Source organism: Streptomyces sp. NPDC091287, from assembly GCF_044768525.1.
In the GTDB taxonomy this organism is placed as follows: Bacteria; Actinomycetota; Actinomycetes; order Streptomycetales; family Streptomycetaceae; genus Streptomyces.
Map to the genome: position 1 here is coordinate 210,439 of NZ_JBIVUV010000004.1, position 14,829 is coordinate 225,267.

At 72.1% G+C, this 14,829-nt stretch carries 18 protein-coding genes; 15 read left to right on the plus strand and 3 right to left on the minus strand.

Annotated elements, in window-relative coordinates; all coding sequences use genetic code 11:
• Positions 1-12: 12 nt before the first annotated feature.
• On the minus strand, positions 13-477 hold the full coding sequence (locus ACIQRW_RS07585; protein WP_403755842.1) for a hypothetical protein: 465 nt from the start codon (positions 475-477) through the stop codon (positions 13-15).
• Between the two features lie 231 nt (positions 478-708).
• On the opposite strand from ACIQRW_RS07585, the gene ACIQRW_RS07590 reads away from it, so the two are divergent.
• On the plus strand, positions 709-1,062 hold the full coding sequence (locus tag ACIQRW_RS07590; RefSeq protein ID WP_403755845.1) for a PadR family transcriptional regulator: 354 nt from the start codon (positions 709-711) through the stop codon (positions 1,060-1,062).
• The gene (locus tag ACIQRW_RS07595; protein WP_403755848.1) at positions 1,059-1,757 is read left to right on the plus strand and encodes a permease prefix domain 1-containing protein; all 699 of its coding nucleotides are present in this window, start codon (positions 1,059-1,061) and stop codon (positions 1,755-1,757) included. Before ACIQRW_RS07590 ends, ACIQRW_RS07595 begins: the two co-directional genes overlap by 4 nt.
• A gap of 1 nt (position 1,758) precedes the next feature.
• On the opposite strand, the gene ACIQRW_RS07600 is transcribed toward ACIQRW_RS07595, so the two are convergent.
• Positions 1,759-2,703 carry a carbon-nitrogen hydrolase gene (locus ACIQRW_RS07600; RefSeq protein WP_403755851.1) on the minus strand — a complete coding sequence of 315 codons (945 nt, stop codon included), beginning with the start codon at positions 2,701-2,703 and terminating at the stop codon, positions 1,759-1,761.
• Between the two features lie 179 nt (positions 2,704-2,882).
• Here ACIQRW_RS07600 and ACIQRW_RS07605 point away from each other — a divergent pair, with 179 nt between their 5' ends.
• From ACIQRW_RS07605 to ACIQRW_RS07650, 10 genes are all read left to right on the plus strand, one after another.
• Positions 2,883-3,992: a LacI family DNA-binding transcriptional regulator gene (locus ACIQRW_RS07605; RefSeq protein WP_403755854.1), complete on the plus strand. Its 1,110-nt coding sequence runs from the start codon at positions 2,883-2,885 to the stop codon at positions 3,990-3,992.
• A 325-nt stretch (positions 3,993-4,317) separates the two neighbouring features.
• Positions 4,318-5,565: an ATP-binding protein gene (locus ACIQRW_RS07610; RefSeq protein WP_403755857.1), complete on the plus strand. Its 1,248-nt coding sequence runs from the start codon at positions 4,318-4,320 to the stop codon at positions 5,563-5,565.
• Positions 5,562-5,966 (plus strand): roadblock/LC7 domain-containing protein, encoded by a 405-nt coding sequence (locus ACIQRW_RS07615; RefSeq protein WP_381748230.1) that lies wholly within the window; start codon positions 5,562-5,564, stop codon positions 5,964-5,966. The genes ACIQRW_RS07610 and ACIQRW_RS07615 overlap by 4 nt, the downstream gene beginning before the upstream one ends.
• Entirely contained in the window at positions 5,963-6,337 is a 375-nt protein-coding gene (locus ACIQRW_RS07620) for a DUF742 domain-containing protein (protein ID WP_398612626.1), read from the plus strand. The genes ACIQRW_RS07615 and ACIQRW_RS07620 overlap by 4 nt, the downstream gene beginning before the upstream one ends.
• Positions 6,312-6,902, plus strand: a complete 591-nt coding sequence (locus ACIQRW_RS07625; protein ID WP_018960846.1) for an ATP/GTP-binding protein — start codon at positions 6,312-6,314, stop codon at positions 6,900-6,902. The genes ACIQRW_RS07620 and ACIQRW_RS07625 overlap by 26 nt, the downstream gene beginning before the upstream one ends.
• A 65-nt stretch (positions 6,903-6,967) precedes the next feature.
• Positions 6,968-8,377 carry a cytochrome P450 gene (locus ACIQRW_RS07630; protein WP_403755860.1) on the plus strand — a complete coding sequence of 470 codons (1,410 nt, stop codon included), beginning with the start codon at positions 6,968-6,970 and terminating at the stop codon, positions 8,375-8,377.
• A 270-nt stretch (positions 8,378-8,647) separates the two neighbouring features.
• Positions 8,648-9,775 (plus strand): cytochrome P450, encoded by a 1,128-nt coding sequence (locus ACIQRW_RS07635; RefSeq protein ID WP_403756413.1) that lies wholly within the window; start codon positions 8,648-8,650, stop codon positions 9,773-9,775.
• Positions 9,772-10,599 (plus strand): enoyl-CoA hydratase/isomerase family protein, encoded by an 828-nt coding sequence (locus ACIQRW_RS07640; RefSeq protein WP_403755863.1) that lies wholly within the window; start codon positions 9,772-9,774, stop codon positions 10,597-10,599. Before ACIQRW_RS07635 ends, ACIQRW_RS07640 begins: the two co-directional genes overlap by 4 nt.
• Before the next feature lie 24 nt (positions 10,600-10,623).
• Positions 10,624-11,598: a TerC family protein gene (locus ACIQRW_RS07645; RefSeq protein WP_403755866.1), complete on the plus strand. Its 975-nt coding sequence runs from the start codon at positions 10,624-10,626 to the stop codon at positions 11,596-11,598.
• A gap of 81 nt (positions 11,599-11,679) precedes the next feature.
• A complete protein-coding gene (locus ACIQRW_RS07650) occupies positions 11,680-11,880 on the plus strand; it encodes a hypothetical protein (protein WP_403755869.1) in 201 nt (66 codons plus the stop codon).
• Between the two features lie 57 nt (positions 11,881-11,937).
• Here the strand turns inward: ACIQRW_RS07650 and ACIQRW_RS07655 are convergent, their stop codons facing one another.
• Positions 11,938-12,537, minus strand: a complete 600-nt coding sequence (locus tag ACIQRW_RS07655; protein WP_403755872.1) for a GNAT family N-acetyltransferase — start codon at positions 12,535-12,537, stop codon at positions 11,938-11,940.
• On the opposite strand from ACIQRW_RS07655, the gene ACIQRW_RS07660 reads away from it, so the two are divergent.
• From ACIQRW_RS07660 to modA, 3 genes are all read left to right on the plus strand, one after another.
• Positions 12,536-13,336 (plus strand): VOC family protein, encoded by an 801-nt coding sequence (locus ACIQRW_RS07660; RefSeq protein ID WP_403755875.1) that lies wholly within the window; start codon positions 12,536-12,538, stop codon positions 13,334-13,336. The two genes, ACIQRW_RS07655 and ACIQRW_RS07660, sit on opposite strands and share 2 nt — an antisense overlap.
• 194 nt (positions 13,337-13,530) lie before the next feature.
• Positions 13,531-13,926, plus strand: a complete 396-nt coding sequence (locus tag ACIQRW_RS07665; RefSeq protein WP_003967638.1) for a molybdopterin-binding protein — start codon at positions 13,531-13,533, stop codon at positions 13,924-13,926.
• A gap of 38 nt (positions 13,927-13,964) precedes the next feature.
• Positions 13,965-14,813: a molybdate ABC transporter substrate-binding protein gene (modA, locus tag ACIQRW_RS07670; protein WP_403755878.1), complete on the plus strand. Its 849-nt coding sequence runs from the start codon at positions 13,965-13,967 to the stop codon at positions 14,811-14,813.
• Positions 14,814-14,829 lie beyond the last annotated feature (16 nt).

The following is a 14,829-nucleotide window of genomic DNA, read 5'->3' on the forward strand; positions in this document are numbered from 1 at the left end:
CCTGACCGGTGGTCAGGCCCCCGTCGTCGATCCCGGGCGGACGATCATCAGCACCACGACCGTCGCCCAGAGCAGATTGAATATCCCGGTGGTCATGGCGAGCCGCGCCGCCGCCGACCGCTGCTCGGCCACCGGCGCGTCCATGAGCAGTTCGCGCTGCCCGGGCAGGACCATCGCCATCAGCAGGGCGGCGGCGATCGCCGTCAGCACGATCGACGCGAGCAGCCAGGCATCGCCCAGCACCCCCATCTGCGCACCGGTGGCGAGGCCGAGGACGGGTACGGCGATGCCGACGACCGCGTACCCCCGGCAGATCTTGTGCAGGAAGGCCGCCGTGCGGGTGTCGTGGTCGTGCGGACCCTCGCTGCCGGGGGCGGGTGGCTTGGCGTAGCGGGGAAACATCGAGGCCGCGACCGTGACCGGCCCGACCGCCAGGATCGACGCCAGAACGTGCAGCGAGAGCAGCAGCTTGGTCACGGGCCCCTCCAAGGGTGCATGGCCACGGCAATGGCCATGGCCGGCGATGGCTATGGATCGCACGGCCGTGTCAGGCCCGACCCATAGGTTGGCTACCAACGCATGGCCGCCGCACCAGGAATAGCACGATCCCGCCCTCGATAGGTAGCCTGCCTACGCATTCGCCGCGGACATCACCGCTCCGCCCGGGGCGCTGGCTCTCCGGCCCTCTCATGTGTAGCCTGCCTACGCATGAGGCAGGATGCGGTACGCGGACATCTGGACGGTCTCCTCCTGGCGGTTCTCGAACCGGCCCCGCTGCACGGATACGCGATCATCACGGCGGTCCAGCAGCGCAGCGGCGGTGCGCTCGAACTGCGGACCGGCACCATCTACCCGGCGCTGAACCGGCTGGAGCGGCTGGGCCTGCTGCGCAGCAGCTGGGAGGCGGAGGGCGGGCGCAAGCGCCGCTGTTACGCGTTGACGGAGGCGGGGGCACGCTTCCTGGCGGACGAGCGCACGGCGTGGCAGGACTTCACCGCCGTGATCGGCGCGGTCCTCAACCCCGTCGCACCGCACCCGCTGCCGCACGGACCGGGCGCATGACCGCCGGCCCCGCGCCCGGTGGCGGCGCGGACGACCTCGTGGCGAAGCACGTCGCCGAGCTGGCCGCCCTCCTGCACGGCCCCGCCCGCCGTAAGTCCCGCCTGGTCGAGGAGGCCCGGGACGGGCTCACCGAGACCGTGGCGGCGTACACACGCGCGGGCGAGCCGTACGAGCGAGCGGTCCACCGGGCGATTGTGGAGTTCGGCTCGGCGCGGGAGCTGGCCGCGAGCTTCCAGCACGAACTGACCATCGCCCAGGCCCGGCACACCGCCCGCGCGGTCGCCCTCAGCGCGCCGTTCCTGCTGGCGTGCTGGTTCCTGGTGCGGAACACCGGGGCCCCGCGGGACGCGGCCGTGCCGCACGCCGCGCAGCTGCTCGCGACCCATCTGGCCACCGTCGCGGGGGCGGCGGTCCTCCTCGCCGCCGCGACCCTGGCCGCCACCGGCGCCCTGGCCCGCCGGCTCCCCGTCCCGCACCGGCTGCCCCTCACGGTCGCCTGGACGGGCACCACCGCCAGCGTGTCCATGGCCGTGGCCACCCTGGCCCTCGCCACCGCCTCGCTCCTCGCTGAGAACCGGCCCCTGACGGCGGCGGCCTGCGCGCTGGCCGCCGCCTCCCACGCGGTCGTCGCCGGCTCGGCCCGTGCCTGCCGCCGGTGCGCACGGCTGCCGTCGGGGGCGCCGGTCACCCCGTGAGTCAGCCGGTCACGGTGAGCGGACCGTAGGCGTCCGGGCGGCGGGTGCTCAGGAACGGGAACAGCTCCAGCCAGTCGCGGCGGGCGTCGAGATCGAGATCGGCGACCAGCACGGCGGGCTCGTCGCGCGGGGCCTGGGCCAGGACACGGCCGTACGGGTCCACGATGAAGGAACTGCCGTAGAAGGTGAGGCCGTTCTCCGCGCCGACGCGGTTCGGCACGATCATGAAGGTGGCGTTGGCGATGGCGTTCCCGGTGATCACCTTCTGCCAGAGCGGCTGGGAGTCGAAGCCGGGGAAGCCCGGCTCGGAGCCGATGGCGGTCGGGTAGACGAGGACGTCGGCCCCGGCGAGCGAGTAGGCGCGCGCCAGCTCCGGGAACCACTGGTCCCAGCAGGTCGGCAGGCCGAAGCGGGCCTCGTCGACCGTGACCAGCGGGAAGGCGTCGGCGCCCGCCGGGCCGGGGCGGAACCAGTCGTCCTCGTAGTACCCCTCGGTGACCGGGATATGGGTCTTACGGGTGCGCTGGGCGAGGGTGCCGTCGGGGGCGACGAGGATCGCGGTGTTGTAGCCGAGGCCGTCGTCCTCGCCGCCGGGCGCCGGGGCCTTCTCGTACAGCGAGGCGTGCACGTACACGCCGTGCTCGCGGGCGGCCTCGGCCGCGAACGTGAAGGTGGGGCCGGTCAGCAGCTCCTCCGCTCCGGCGGGCTCGGGGTGGTCGGCCCGGCGCACGACGGCGAAGTACGGCGACAGCGTCAGCTCCTGGAGGCAGACCACGCGGGCGCCCTCGGCCGCGGCGAGCCGGACGCCTTCCAGCAGGGCGGCCCGGTGCTCGGCGGGGTCCCGGTGCCAGCGCTGCTGAACCGCCGCCACGCGCAGGGGCGCGCGCTCGGCGGGGCGGGTCCGGGTCGGGGAAGCGGGCGGGTTGTACGCGGTGATCAGACGCATGGCGGGTTCCTGGGGAGGGAGGGGCCGCCGGTTCTCGGGGAGGGAGGGACCGACGGGGCGGACGCGGGGGCGGGAAGTGCGTGCCGGAACGTTCCGGCACTGACAGGAATCTAACTCTGCCGGAACGTTCCGGCAACCCTTCGCCCGCCTCTCCGGGAGAGCCCTTAGACTTCACCCCCGTGACCTCCCGGACCGTGACCCTGCTCGATGTCGCCCGCGCCGCCGGGGTCTCCAAGAGCACCGTCTCCGACGCGCTCCAGGGCTCGGGACGGGTCGCGGAAGCCACCCGGGACCGCGTCCGCGCGGTCGCGGCGGAGCTCGGCTACCGCCCCAACAGCGCCGCCCGGCGGCTGCGCCGCGCCAGCACCGGAGCCGTCGGGCTGCATCTGCCGGCGACCGCGACCCGGCTGGACTACTACATGAACCTCGCCTTCGGGGCGGTCGAGCGGGCCCAGGAGGACGGGCTCGACATGGTGCTGCTCGCCCCCTCGGGGGCGGCGGGCGGGCGGATCGCCTCACGCGTCGACGGCCTGTTGGTGATCGACCCCGAGGCCGGCGACAGCGCGGTCCCGGGGCTGCTCGACGCGGGCGTCCCGGTGGTGACCGGCGAGCGCTACCTCGGCCCGGCCACCGGCCCCAGCGGCGCCGTGGTCTGCGACAACGCCGCCTCGCTGACCGTCCTCCTCGACCATGTCACCGAGCGCGGCGCCCACCGCCCGGCGCTCCTCGCCCCGTCCGGCTCCTCGGCCTGGGCGACCGCCCTGCGCACGACGGCCGGTTCCTGGGGGCGGGCCCACGGGGTGGCGGTGACCCTGCGCACCGTGCCCTTCGCCGCGACCCCGGCCGAGGCGGAGGCGGCCACCCGCGCGCTGCTCGCCGCCGACCCCGCCGTGGACGCCGTGATCTGCGCCCCCGACGGCTCCGCCCCCGGCGTCCTGCGCGCGGCGGCGGCCCTCGGCCGGAAGGTCGGGGCGAGCGGTGGAAGCGAAGGGAGCGAGGAGAGCGGCGGAAGCGAAGGGGGCGGCAGGCCCGGCGGGGCCGGGGCGACCGCCGGGCCCCCGGGCGCCCGTCTGCTCGTCGCGTCCTGCGTCGACGGCACCGCGACCCGGGGCGCCGCACCGCCCGTCACCGCGGTCGACCTGCGCCCCGCCGCGTACGGGCGCGCCTGCGCCGAGCTGCTCTGCGACATCCTCGCGGGCCGCGCGGCCCCCGACACCGTCCGCCGCCACGCCTGGTCACTGGAGATCCGGGACTCCACCGGACCATCGACGGCGCACCGGATCCCGTAGACGGGCCGAGGCCCCGGCCCGTCGCCCAACCTCCGGCGAACGGCGACCGGTTGCCGTCCTCCATGTCTCCGCAATGTGAACGTTGTGAGTCGACTGGCAACTGGCGTGGCGGCCTTGACATTTCACCGTGCGGCCGGTGATAAGATCATCTTACTTCCAGTGGGCTGATGGCGTATGGGGGCATTCCGGGAGGGATGAAATCCTCGGCCCCACCTTCGGAGGGGCACCTCCCGAAGCGGCGCACGGTCGTGGCGAACGAGCCCTGGCTGCGTGCCGCCTGACGGGGTGTCAAGCCGTTTCCGCCATGGCACTTGAAGTGAGTCTCATGACATTTCCACAGGGCCCCGTCATCTGGGCGCTGGTTGTCGTAGCACTGGTCGCCGTGGGTGCCGTTCTGCGGGCTCGCGCGACCAACGTCAAGCTCCGCAGACACCATGCCGAGCTGCGCCAGGAGCGCGACGCGCTCCTGCACCAACGGGACGAACTCCACGTCGTCCACAACGGTCTGCTCCAGCGTCAGTCCACCGAGCTGGCTGAGGTCCGCAAGGACGCCGAGGAGGAGACCAAGGCCGTCCTCAAGGCCGCCGTCCGCACCCTCCAGGGCCTCGCGGACGAACAGCAGGTCGTGATCGAGAAGGCCCAGCGCAAGTACGGCGACGACCCCGGGATCCTCGCCGACCTGATGGCCATGGACCACGCCAACAGCCAGTTCGGCCGACGCGCCCAGGGCATCGCCGTGCTCTGCGGCGGCTGGCTCGGCCGGCGCGAGACCGTGGCCTCCGTCTTCGACGTGGCCCGCAGCGCCCAGGGCCGTATCCGGCACTTCGACCGGGTCCGGGTCAACGGCCAGGTGAACTTCTCCGTCGTCAGCCGCGCCGTCGAACCCGTCGCCGTGGTCCTCGCCGAGCTGCTCGCCAACGCCACGAACTACTCCGCCCCCGGCACCCCGGTCGAGATCAACATCCAGGCCGTCCCGACGGGTGTCTGCCTCATCGTCGACGACGCCGGCCTCGGCATGGGCCAGGAGGAGAAGGACCGCGCGGCGGCACTCCTCTCCCCCCAGGCCGCGATCAGCGTCTCCAGCCTGGGCATCCCGCCGCAGTTCGGGTTCGCCGTCTCCGGGATGCTCGCCGCCCGCTACGGCTTCCGGGTCTCGGTGGACTCCGTTTCCCCCTATGGAGGCGTACGCGCGGTGGTCCTCATCCCCGACGAACTGCTCACCACCGAGGCGCCGCCCGCCGCCGCGCCCGTCGAAGCGCCCGAAGCGGCCCTGCCCCACGCACCGCAGACGCGGCAGGCCGACCAGTGGCAGGCCCCGGCTCCGGCGCCCACCCCGCTCTTCCCGCCCGCCCCGCAGCAGCCCGACACCGCCACCCAGCCGCTGGCCCAGATCACCACCACCCCCGGGGGGCTGCCGAAGCGTCGTCGTAAGAGCCCGGTCTCCGCGGTGCCATCGGCGGAACCGGAGCCCGTGCGCAGCAACGAGGAGACCGCCTCCCGACTGGGCGCGTTCCAGCGCGGCACCCGGTCGGGACGCGACACGACGACGACGGAAGGACCCGAGTTCCAGTGAACCCCGATCTGTCCTGGGTGCTCAACGACCTGCTCCAGGTGCCCGGCGCCCGGCACGCGATCCTGGTGTCCGCCGACGGCCTGCTGCTCGCCAACTCCAGCGAGATCGGCCGGGACGACGCGGAGACCGTCGCCGCGGCGATGAGCTCCATGCAGTCCCTCAGCCGGGCCGTCGCCCCCTTCATCGGAACCCGTGAGCCGGGCCGCTGGCGGCAGACGCTCCTGGAGTACGAGGACGGCTGGATCTTCCTGATCGCCGCCGGCACCGGCGCCTACCTGGCCGCCACCGCCGCCGCCGACGTGGACATGGAGGCGATGTCCTTCCGGATGCAGCAGCAGGTCACCGCACTGGGGAAGGCGATGACCACGCCGCCCCGCCAGAACGCGGGCAGCGAAATATGACGGCGCCGGGCGAGGAGCAGCAGGTCAGCAGCGGGTTCGTCCGGTCCTATGTCATCACCGGCGGGCGCGGGCTGCCCGACGCGGAGGACCTCTCCCTGGTCACCCTGGTCACCCTCGCACCCGACCGCCAGCCGCCGCCGAGCCCGAGCCCCGAGGTCAAGGCGATCTGGGAGCTGTGCTCCGGCGGCTATCTGTCGGTGGCCGAGGTCGCCGGCCACCTCGGTCTGCCGGTCGGGGTGGCCCGTCTCCTGCTCCAGGATTTAAACCAGCAGGGACACCTGCTGCGCCGGAAGGCGCCGCCGCCTGCCCAGCTCGTTGACAGGAAGATCCTCGAAGAGGTGTTGCATGGACTCCAAGTCCGGTTCGGCTGAGAGCATCTATGTGCCGGACGCGGTGCAGCGCGCGGCGAAGATCCTCGTCGTCGGGCACTTCGCCGTGGGCAAGACGACGCTGATCGGCACACTGTCCGAGATCACCCCGCTGCGCACCGAGGAGCGGATGACCCAGGCCGCGGCCCAGGTCGACGATCTGCGCGGCGCCCCCGACAAGAAGACGACGACGGTCGCCCTGGACTTCGGGCGCCTCACGCTCAGCGACGAGCTGGTGCTGTACCTGTTCGGCACGCCGGGCCAGCAGCGGTTCGTGGAGCTGTGGGAGGACATGGCGCGCGGCTCACTGGGCGCGCTGCTCCTCGTCGACCCGGCGCGTCTCGCCGACACGTTCCCCGTCATCGACCTGGTCGAGACGTACGGGCTGGAGTACGCGGTCGCCGTCAACAGCTTCGACCCGTACTCACAGCACGCCGAGAACGAACTGCGCGAGGCGCTCGACCTGCTGCCGGACACCCCGGTCGTCTTCTGCGACGCCCGGGACCAGAACTCCTCCGCGCAGGCCCTGATCACCCTGGTCCGCCACCTTCTCGCGCACGCGGCCTGACCCACCCCCAGACGTATCCCGAGCCGGGGCCGACCGGGCCCCGCGATCACACCGAGGAAGCCGACATGGACCCGCAGCCGGGAGCCACCCCGTACAGCGCGCCCGCCGGGTGCCCCATGCACCAGCAGCAGACGTCGCTGTACGGACCGGAGTTCGCCGCCGATCCGCACCGCTTCTACGACGCGTCCCGGACGCACGGCCCCGCCGCGCCCATCGAGCTGGCCCCCGGGGTGGAGGCCACGCTGATCGTGCAGCACGAGGCGGCGCTGCGGGTGCTCCAGAACCCGGCGCTGTTCGCCCGGGACTCGCGGCGCTGGGCCGCGCTGCGCGAGGGCGCCATCCCCATGGACAGCCCCGTCCTGCCGATGATGGTGTACCGGCCCAACTGCCTGTTCACCGACGGGGCGGAGCACCTGCGGCTGCGCAAGGCGGTCACCGAGTCGCTGTCCCGGCTGAACAGCTCCAGGCTGAGCCGGGACGTCGAGCGGATCGCCGACTACCTGATCGACCAGTTCATCGAGCGCGGATCCGCCGATCTGCTCAACGAGTACGCCAAGCTCCTGCCGCTGCTGCTGTTCAACCAGCTCTTCGGCTGCCCCGGCGACATCGGCGACCGGCTGACCCGCTCGATGTCCGCCATCTTCGACGGCGAGGACGTGCTCCGCGCCAACGCCGAGCTGACCGAGTGCCTGATGGAGCTGGTCGCGATCAAGCGCCGCCAGCCCGGCGAGGACATCACCTCCTGGCTGATCCAGCACCCGGCGGGGCTGCGGGACGAGGAGTTGAAGGACCAGCTGGTGATGCTGATGGGCGCGGGCGTGGAGCCGGAGCGCAATCTGATCGGCAACGCGCTGCTGCTGATGCTCGCGGGCGACCAGCCGGGCACGCCCGAGCGGCGCGGTTCGGGGATGCTCGTCGAGGACGCGCTGGACGACGTCCTGTGGAACAACCCGCCGATCGCCAACTACGCGACGCACTACCCGGTGCGGGACATCGAGCTGGACGGGGTCGTGCTCAAGGCGGAGACCCCCGTACTGATCAGCTTCGCCGCCGCGAACAGCGACCCGGGGCTCACCGACGCCCGCCAGACCCTGAGCAAGGGCGCCCACCTGGCCTGGGGGGCGGGCCCGCACGTGTGCCCGGCCAAGTCGCCCGCGACGCTGATCGCGCTGACCGCGATCGAGAAGATCCTCAACACCGTCCCGGACCTCGCGCTGGCCGTACCCGCCTCGGGTGTGGCCTGGCGGCCGGGCCCGTTCCACCGGGCCCTGGTCGCACTGCCCGTACGGTTCACCCCGACGGCCGCGCGGCGCGCGGGCACCGGGGCGCAGCCCCCGGCCGCGACCTCCGCCCAGCTGCCCGACCCGTTCCGGAACACGCCCTCCGCGCCCTCGGTGACGCCCCGTCACGCCTCGGAGCCGGCCAAGAAGCAGAAGGGCTGGTGGAGTTCGTTCCTCGACGTGTTCCGCGTATGACCCACACGCCGACAATTCGCATATGACAACGGGCATTTAGTGACGATTGCATGTGACGGGGGCAACAAAGAACGATGCTTGGCGTCGATATCCGGAGGGGTAGGTTCAGTGCGGTAACCACGGGCCTAGGTCGAGGAACTCTGCGTGAGCATCACTGGCGGTACAACCAGGACGCCCGACGGACGGCGCGCGGTCATCGGTCTGCTCCGCAGACTCCATTCCCCGGAAGGACAGGCCGAGCCGTACGGAATACTCGCGGAGCTCCGGACGATGGGTGACGTCGTCCGCGCTCCGTGGAACGGGTATTTCGTCACCGGCTTCGACGCCTGCAGCCAGGTGCTCCGGGGCCGCAACTGGCTCGCCCCGGATCTCGCCTGGCAGCAGCGGCAGGACGACTCCAAACAGTGGGACGCGATAGCGACCCGGGAGATGACCACCACGCTCGCCCGGCTCAACGCCCCCGAGCACACCTGCCAGCGCCGCTCCCTGGGCAACCTCTTCGACCGTTCCACCATCGAACGCCTCGCCCCCGACGTCGAGCGCGACGCCGACCGGCTCCTGGACGAGCTGGCGGAGAAGCTCCGCTGGGGCCAGGCCGACTTCGTCTCCACCGTCAGCGAGCAGCTGCCGATCAGCACCGTCGGCGGCTGGCTGGGGATACCGCCCGAGGACCACCAGGACATCCTGGAGATCACCCACAACCAGGTGTTCGCCCAGGAACTGCTCCCCACCAGGTCACAGCTCGCCGTCTCCGCGGAGGCGACCCTGCGGCTGCGGGCCTACTTCACCGGTCTGGTCGCCCGCCGCCGGGCGGAGCCCCGCCACGACGTGCTGACCGGCTGGATCCACACCTGGGACGCGATGGAGCCGGACCGGGAGCGGGCGGACGAGATCCTCTACCGGCTCACCATGTTCGTCACCATCGCCTCGCTGGAGACCACCGCGACGCTGCTCACCTCGATGACCTCCCTGCTGACCGAGCCCGGCCGGTGGGCGTGGCTGCGGAAGTACCCGGAGCACATCGACGCGGCCGTCGACGAGGTCCTGCGCCACGACCCGCCCATCCACATCAACACCCGGATCGCCGCCGAGGACACCGTCCTGGCCGGGGTCCCGATCAAGAAGGACAGCATGATCCACGTCCTGTACGGCGCGGCCAACCACGATCCGCGGCGGAACCCGGATCCGGGCGCCTTCGACATCCTGCGCGGCGGCAGCCACCTCACGTTCGGCGGCGGGGTGCACTACTGCCTGGGCGCGGCGCTGGCCAAGCTGGAGGCGCGGACGCTGCTGGCGCGGATGCTGGATCGTTTCCCCACCCTGCACACCGTCTCGCGGCCGGTGTACGCCCCCCGGATGGTCTTCAGACGGATCACCTCTTTGGGCGTGGCCCTGTGAAGCTCTCGCTCCCCGAATTCCTCACCCCGGCCGGCCGCTCCGAGGACCGCTCGCCGACGGTACGCACCCGGCGCGACGGGCCCGTCCTGTACGTGGAGCTGCACGCGCCGGACACCGGCAACGCGGTGACCGAGGCGATGCTCGACGAACTGCTGGACATCGTCGCCGCCCCGGACCCCGAGGTGCGGGTGCTGGTGCTCAGCGGCGCGGGGGACGACTTCTGCCTGGGCGGGGACCGCACCGAGTTCGCCGAGTGGCTGGAGGAGGACCCCGCCGGCCGGGGCATCCGGGTCGCCGGGGAGAAGGCCCGCCGGGTCTGCGAGGCGATCTCCGGCGGCCGGGCGGTGACCATCGCCCGGGTCCAGGGCAAGGCGGTCGGCGCGGGGTTCGCGCTGGCCCTCGCCTGCGATCTGCGGGTCGGCGCGGACACCGCCGCCTTCCGGCTGCCGGAGCTGGCGCTCGGGCTGCCGACCGCCTGGGGCGGGCTGCTGCCCCGGCTGATCCACGAGGTGGGCGCGGCCCGGGTCCGCGAGCTGATCCTCACCGGCCGGGCCTTCGACGCCGCCGAGGCGTACGAGCTGTCGGTGCTCCAGCGGGTGGTGCCCGAGGCGGAGCTGGACGCCGCGGTCACCGCCTGGGCGAAGCCGGTGGTCCGCCGCCCGGAGGCCGCGCTGCGGGTCACCAAGGCGCTGCTGAACTCCTACGCCGCCGCCACCAGGCTGGCCGACCCCTCGTTCCTCGACGCGGAGCTGATGGCCTCGGTCGCGGCCGCCACTCGGCGCCCTCCGGCAGGCGGCGACGGAGCGGGCGGGTCACACTCGTAAAAACCCGAGTGGGAGGTCTCCGGCGTGGACGTACCGGTGTGGCTGTGGATCGTGTTCGCCGTGACCGTGGTCGTCTCGCTGGCGGTCGACCTCCTGGCACACCGCAAGGCGCATGTCATCGGCTTCAAGGAGGCCGGGCTGTGGAGCGCCCTGTGGGTGAGTCTCGCGCTGATCTTCGGCGCGGTCGTCTTCCTGACGCTCGGAACGACCGCCGGAACGGAGTACACGACCGCCTGGCTGCTGGAGAAGAGCCTCTCGGTCGACAACCTCTTCGTCTTCGCGCTGATCTTCGCGTATTTCAAAGTGCCCCGGCAATATCAGCACCGGGTGCTCTTCTTCGGTGTCATCGGTGCACTGGTCTTCCGTGCGGTGTTCCTGACCCTCGGCGTCGCGGTGGTCAACCGCTTCACCTTCGTCCTGTTCCTCTTCGCCGCGATCCTTTTCTACAGCAGCTATAAAATCCTCAGCGGCCAGGAGGAGAATTTCGACCCCGGCAAAAGCTTCGCGGTGCGGCTGCTGCGGAAAATCATGCCGGTCCAGGACCACTATTCCGGGACGCACTTCGTCGTCCGCGAGGAGGGGCGGCGGGTCGCCACTCCGCTGCTCGCCGTGGTCGCCGCGATCGAGGCGGCCGACCTGATCTTCGCGGTCGACAGCGTGCCCGCGGTGCTCGCGGTCAGCGACGACCTCTTCATCGTCTACACCAGCAACGCCTTCGCGATCCTGGGGCTGCGGGCCCTGTACTTCCTGCTGGCGGGGCTGCTGGACCGGTTCCACTACCTGAGCCACGGGCTGGCGATCATCCTCGCCTTCATCGCGGTCAAGCTCATCCTCCAGGCCTCCCACAAGATGATCAGCACCTCGATCCCGGAGATTCCGTCGCCGGTGAGCCTCGCGGTGATCATCGTCATTCTGGCGGTTTCGGTGACCCTGAGCATGCGCCGTCCGGCGAAAAGCCCGGGCTCCACGGACGCCTCCGACGCCGATACGGACAAGTAGGGTCACGGAAAGCAACGCCATCCCCCGGCAACGGAAAGGGAAAGACTTTCCAAAATCCCCCGCCCCGCCTATCGTGAATAAATGGCAAGCAAAGAGCGTGACACCCGACAGCGGGCCGCTTTCATGTGCCCGACCTGCAAGCAGCCCGTCCACTCCGAGATCCACCGCCACAAGTCCCTCGGGATCTTCGTCCCCGTCTGGCGCGCGGGCCCCTGCGAGAACCCCGACTGCGCGGAGTACGCCGCGCGGGAGCGGCCCGCCCGGCACCGGACCCGGGGGTGACACGGGAGAGCCCGAGCGGGCCGGGAGAGCCCGTTCGGCTCTCCTCCCCCGGCCTCCTCAGCCCGCGGCCAGACGCGCGGTGAGACGCGCCTTCGCCGCGGGCCACTCGTCGGCCAGCAGCGAGAAGTAGACACTGTCCCGCCAGCTCCCGTCCGGCCGCCGCCGGTGCCTCCGGAGCACCCCTTCGCGCCGCGCCCCGAGGCGGGCGATGGCCTCCTGCGAACGCTCGTTGCGGTGGTCGGTCTTCAGCTGGACGCGCCCCATGCCCAGCTCCTCGAAGGCGTGCGACAGCAGCAGGAGCTTCGTCTCGGTGTTCACCGCCGAGCGCCAGTGGGCCCGGCCGTACCAGGTCCAGCCGATCTCCAGGCGCTCGTCGTCCACCGCGACGTCCAGGTACGTGGTCCAGCCGACGGCCCGCCCGCTCGGGCGGTGGACGACGGCGAACGGCACGTACTTCGCGTTGCCCAGCACCCCCTCCATGCGCTCGCGCAGTTCCTCGCGGGTCCGCGGCGCCGGGCCGCCCTGCCAGCGCCACACCTCCTCGTCCCCGCCGCCCGCCGCGCGGACCGGCCCCCGGCTGACTAGCGTTGCCGGTGCGGGCGGGGGCCCGTACGGGTGGGGCCGAAGACAGGGACTCCAGGGAAGGACCGGCACCATGGCTGTACAACCCGAGGGCACTCCATGCTGGGCGGACGCCATGTTCGCCGACATCGAGGGTGCCAAGAGCTTCTACGGTGACGTACTCGGCTGGACGTTCGGCGAGAGCACGTCGGAGTTCGGCGACTACACGCAGGCGTACGCGGACGGGAAGGCCGCGGCGGCCGTCGTCCCGCCGATGCCGGGCGCGGAGGGCCACTCGGCGTGGTGCCTGTACCTCGCGTCGCCGGACGCGGCGGCCACCGCGGAGAAGGTCCGCGCGAGCGGCGGCGAGGTGCTGATGGAGCCGATGCGGGTCGGCGAGTTCGGCACGATGGCCCTCGCCCGCGACCCCGGTGGAGCCGTCTTCGGCATCTGGCAGGCCGGCAGCCACGAGGGGTTCGAGACGGAGATGGGCGCGCCCGGCGGGTACTGCTGGGGCGAGGTCTTCACCCGGGACCCGAAGAAGGTGGACACGTTCTACCCGTCGGTCTTCCCCTACACCGTGCGCACGTTCGACGACGAGTCGATGGACTTCTCCCTGTTCGACGTCCGGGGGGAGACGGTCCTCGGCCGGATGGCGATGGACGACGACTTCCCGCCGGAGGTACCCGCGTACCTGAACGTCTACTTCGCCGTGCCCGACTGCGACGCCGCCGTGGCGAAGGCGACCGAGCGCAACGGGGTGCTGCGGTACGGGCCGATGGACAGCCCGTTCGGCCGGTTCGCGACGCTCAGCGATCCGCAGGGCGCCTGGTTCACCGTGGTCGACGTGACCACCACCAAGGGTGAGATGCCGGCGACGAGCCCGGTGACCTGACCCGGGGCCGTCACACCGCACGGGCCGCGACCGGCGAACCGGCGCGGCCCGTACGCGCGCCCGGCGGGATGCGGCGCGCGCCCGGCGCGGCCCGTGCGCGCACCCCGTACGTTCCTCCGAGACCTCTCGCACCTGCCATGGGTCATCGTCCAGAGAATGGTAAATGCCAGCCCATATGGCCTAGCGTGTCGCACATGCAGTCCTACACAATCGGTCAGGCAGCACGACTTCTCGGGGTCAGCCCCGACACCGCACGCCGCTGGGCCGATGCCGGCCGGGTCGCGACCCATCGCGACGAGGCCGGCCGCCGACTGATCGACGGCCGCGCGCTGGCCGCCTTCTCGATCGAGGTCGGCCAGGGCGCGGGCGGCGAGGACGAGGCCGTCTACACCTCGGCCCGCAACGCGTTCCCGGGCATCGTCACCGCGGTGAAACTCGGCGACGTCGCGGCCCAGGTCGAGATCCAGGCCGGTCCGCACCGGCTCGTCTCGCTCCTGACCCGGGAGGCGGTGGAGGAGCTGGGGCTTGAGGTCGGCATGCAGGCGACCGCCCGGGTGAAGTCGACCAGCGTGCACATCGACCGCGTCTGAGACCGGCCGACGTCGAGAATCCAAGGAGCCCGACCCTCATGTCCCCGCTGATCAACCACCGCCGTGTGATCAACCCCCGCCGCGTGATCAACCCCCGCCGTGCGGCCGCCGCCGTCCTGACCACCGCCCTCCTGGTCCCGCTCGCCGCCTGCGGCGACGACTCCGGCTCGGCCAAGGACAAGGGCGAGGGCAGCGGCTCGGCGGCCGCGCCGGGCGCCCCGAAGGCCGACCTGACCGTGCTGGCCGCCTCCTCCCTGACGGACGTCTTCAAGGCGGCGGGGGCCGCGTACGAGAAGGAGAACCCCGGCACGAAGGTGACGTTTTCCTTCGCCGGCTCCCAGGAACTGGCCGCCCAGGTCAAGCAGGGCGCCCCCGCCGACGCGCTGGTCACCGCGGACACCAGGACCATGGACGGCCTCTCCGGCGACACCGGGAAGCCGACCGTCATCGCCAGGAACCGCCTCGTCATCGCCACCGGCGAGGGCAACCCGGAGAAGGTCGGGGGCCTGAAGGACCTCGCCTACCCGAAGCTGAAGGTCGTCCTGGCCGCCCCCGAGGTGCCGGTGGGCCGCTACAGCGCGCAGATCCTCGACGCGCAGAAGATCGAGGTGCGGCCGGTCTCCCAGGAGCCCAACGTCCGCGCGGTCCTGTCCAAGGTCTCGCTCGGCGAGGCCGACGCCGGGCTCGTCTACAGGACCGACGCCGCGACCGCCACCGACAAGGTCGACGCGATCGACATCCCGGACGAGCAGAACGCCATCGCCTCCTACCCGGCCGCCACGCTGAAGACGTCGGAGCACAGCGAGGCCGCCGCCGCGTTCGTCGCCTGGCTCTCCACGCCCGCCGCGCAGAAGATCCTCCAGGGCGCGGGCTTCCAGCAGCCGTAACCGCGCCCCGCCCGGC

Coding starts and splice junctions, on each gene's coding strand:
- ACIQRW_RS07590 (WP_403755845.1), top strand. CDS start 709: ATGAGGCAGGATGCGGTACGCGGACATCTGGACGGTCTCCTCCTGGCG.
- ACIQRW_RS07595 (WP_403755848.1), top strand. CDS start 1,059: ATGACCGCCGGCCCCGCGCCCGGTGGCGGCGCGGACGACCTCGTGGCG.
- ACIQRW_RS07600 (WP_403755851.1), bottom strand. CDS start 2,703: ATGCGTCTGATCACCGCGTACAACCCGCCCGCTTCCCCGACCCGGACC.
- ACIQRW_RS07610 (WP_403755857.1), top strand. CDS start 4,318: ATGACATTTCCACAGGGCCCCGTCATCTGGGCGCTGGTTGTCGTAGCA.
- ACIQRW_RS07620 (WP_398612626.1), top strand. CDS start 5,963: ATGACGGCGCCGGGCGAGGAGCAGCAGGTCAGCAGCGGGTTCGTCCGG.
- ACIQRW_RS07625 (WP_018960846.1), top strand. CDS start 6,312: ATGGACTCCAAGTCCGGTTCGGCTGAGAGCATCTATGTGCCGGACGCG.
- ACIQRW_RS07630 (WP_403755860.1), top strand. CDS start 6,968: ATGGACCCGCAGCCGGGAGCCACCCCGTACAGCGCGCCCGCCGGGTGC.
- ACIQRW_RS07635 (WP_403756413.1), top strand. CDS start 8,648: ATGGGTGACGTCGTCCGCGCTCCGTGGAACGGGTATTTCGTCACCGGC.
- ACIQRW_RS07650 (WP_403755869.1), top strand. CDS start 11,680: ATGGCAAGCAAAGAGCGTGACACCCGACAGCGGGCCGCTTTCATGTGC.
- ACIQRW_RS07660 (WP_403755875.1), top strand. CDS start 12,536: ATGGCTGTACAACCCGAGGGCACTCCATGCTGGGCGGACGCCATGTTC.
- ACIQRW_RS07655 (WP_403755872.1), bottom strand. CDS start 12,537: ATGGTGCCGGTCCTTCCCTGGAGTCCCTGTCTTCGGCCCCACCCGTAC.
- ACIQRW_RS07665 (WP_003967638.1), top strand. CDS start 13,531: ATGCAGTCCTACACAATCGGTCAGGCAGCACGACTTCTCGGGGTCAGC.
- modA (WP_403755878.1), top strand. CDS start 13,965: ATGTCCCCGCTGATCAACCACCGCCGTGTGATCAACCCCCGCCGCGTG.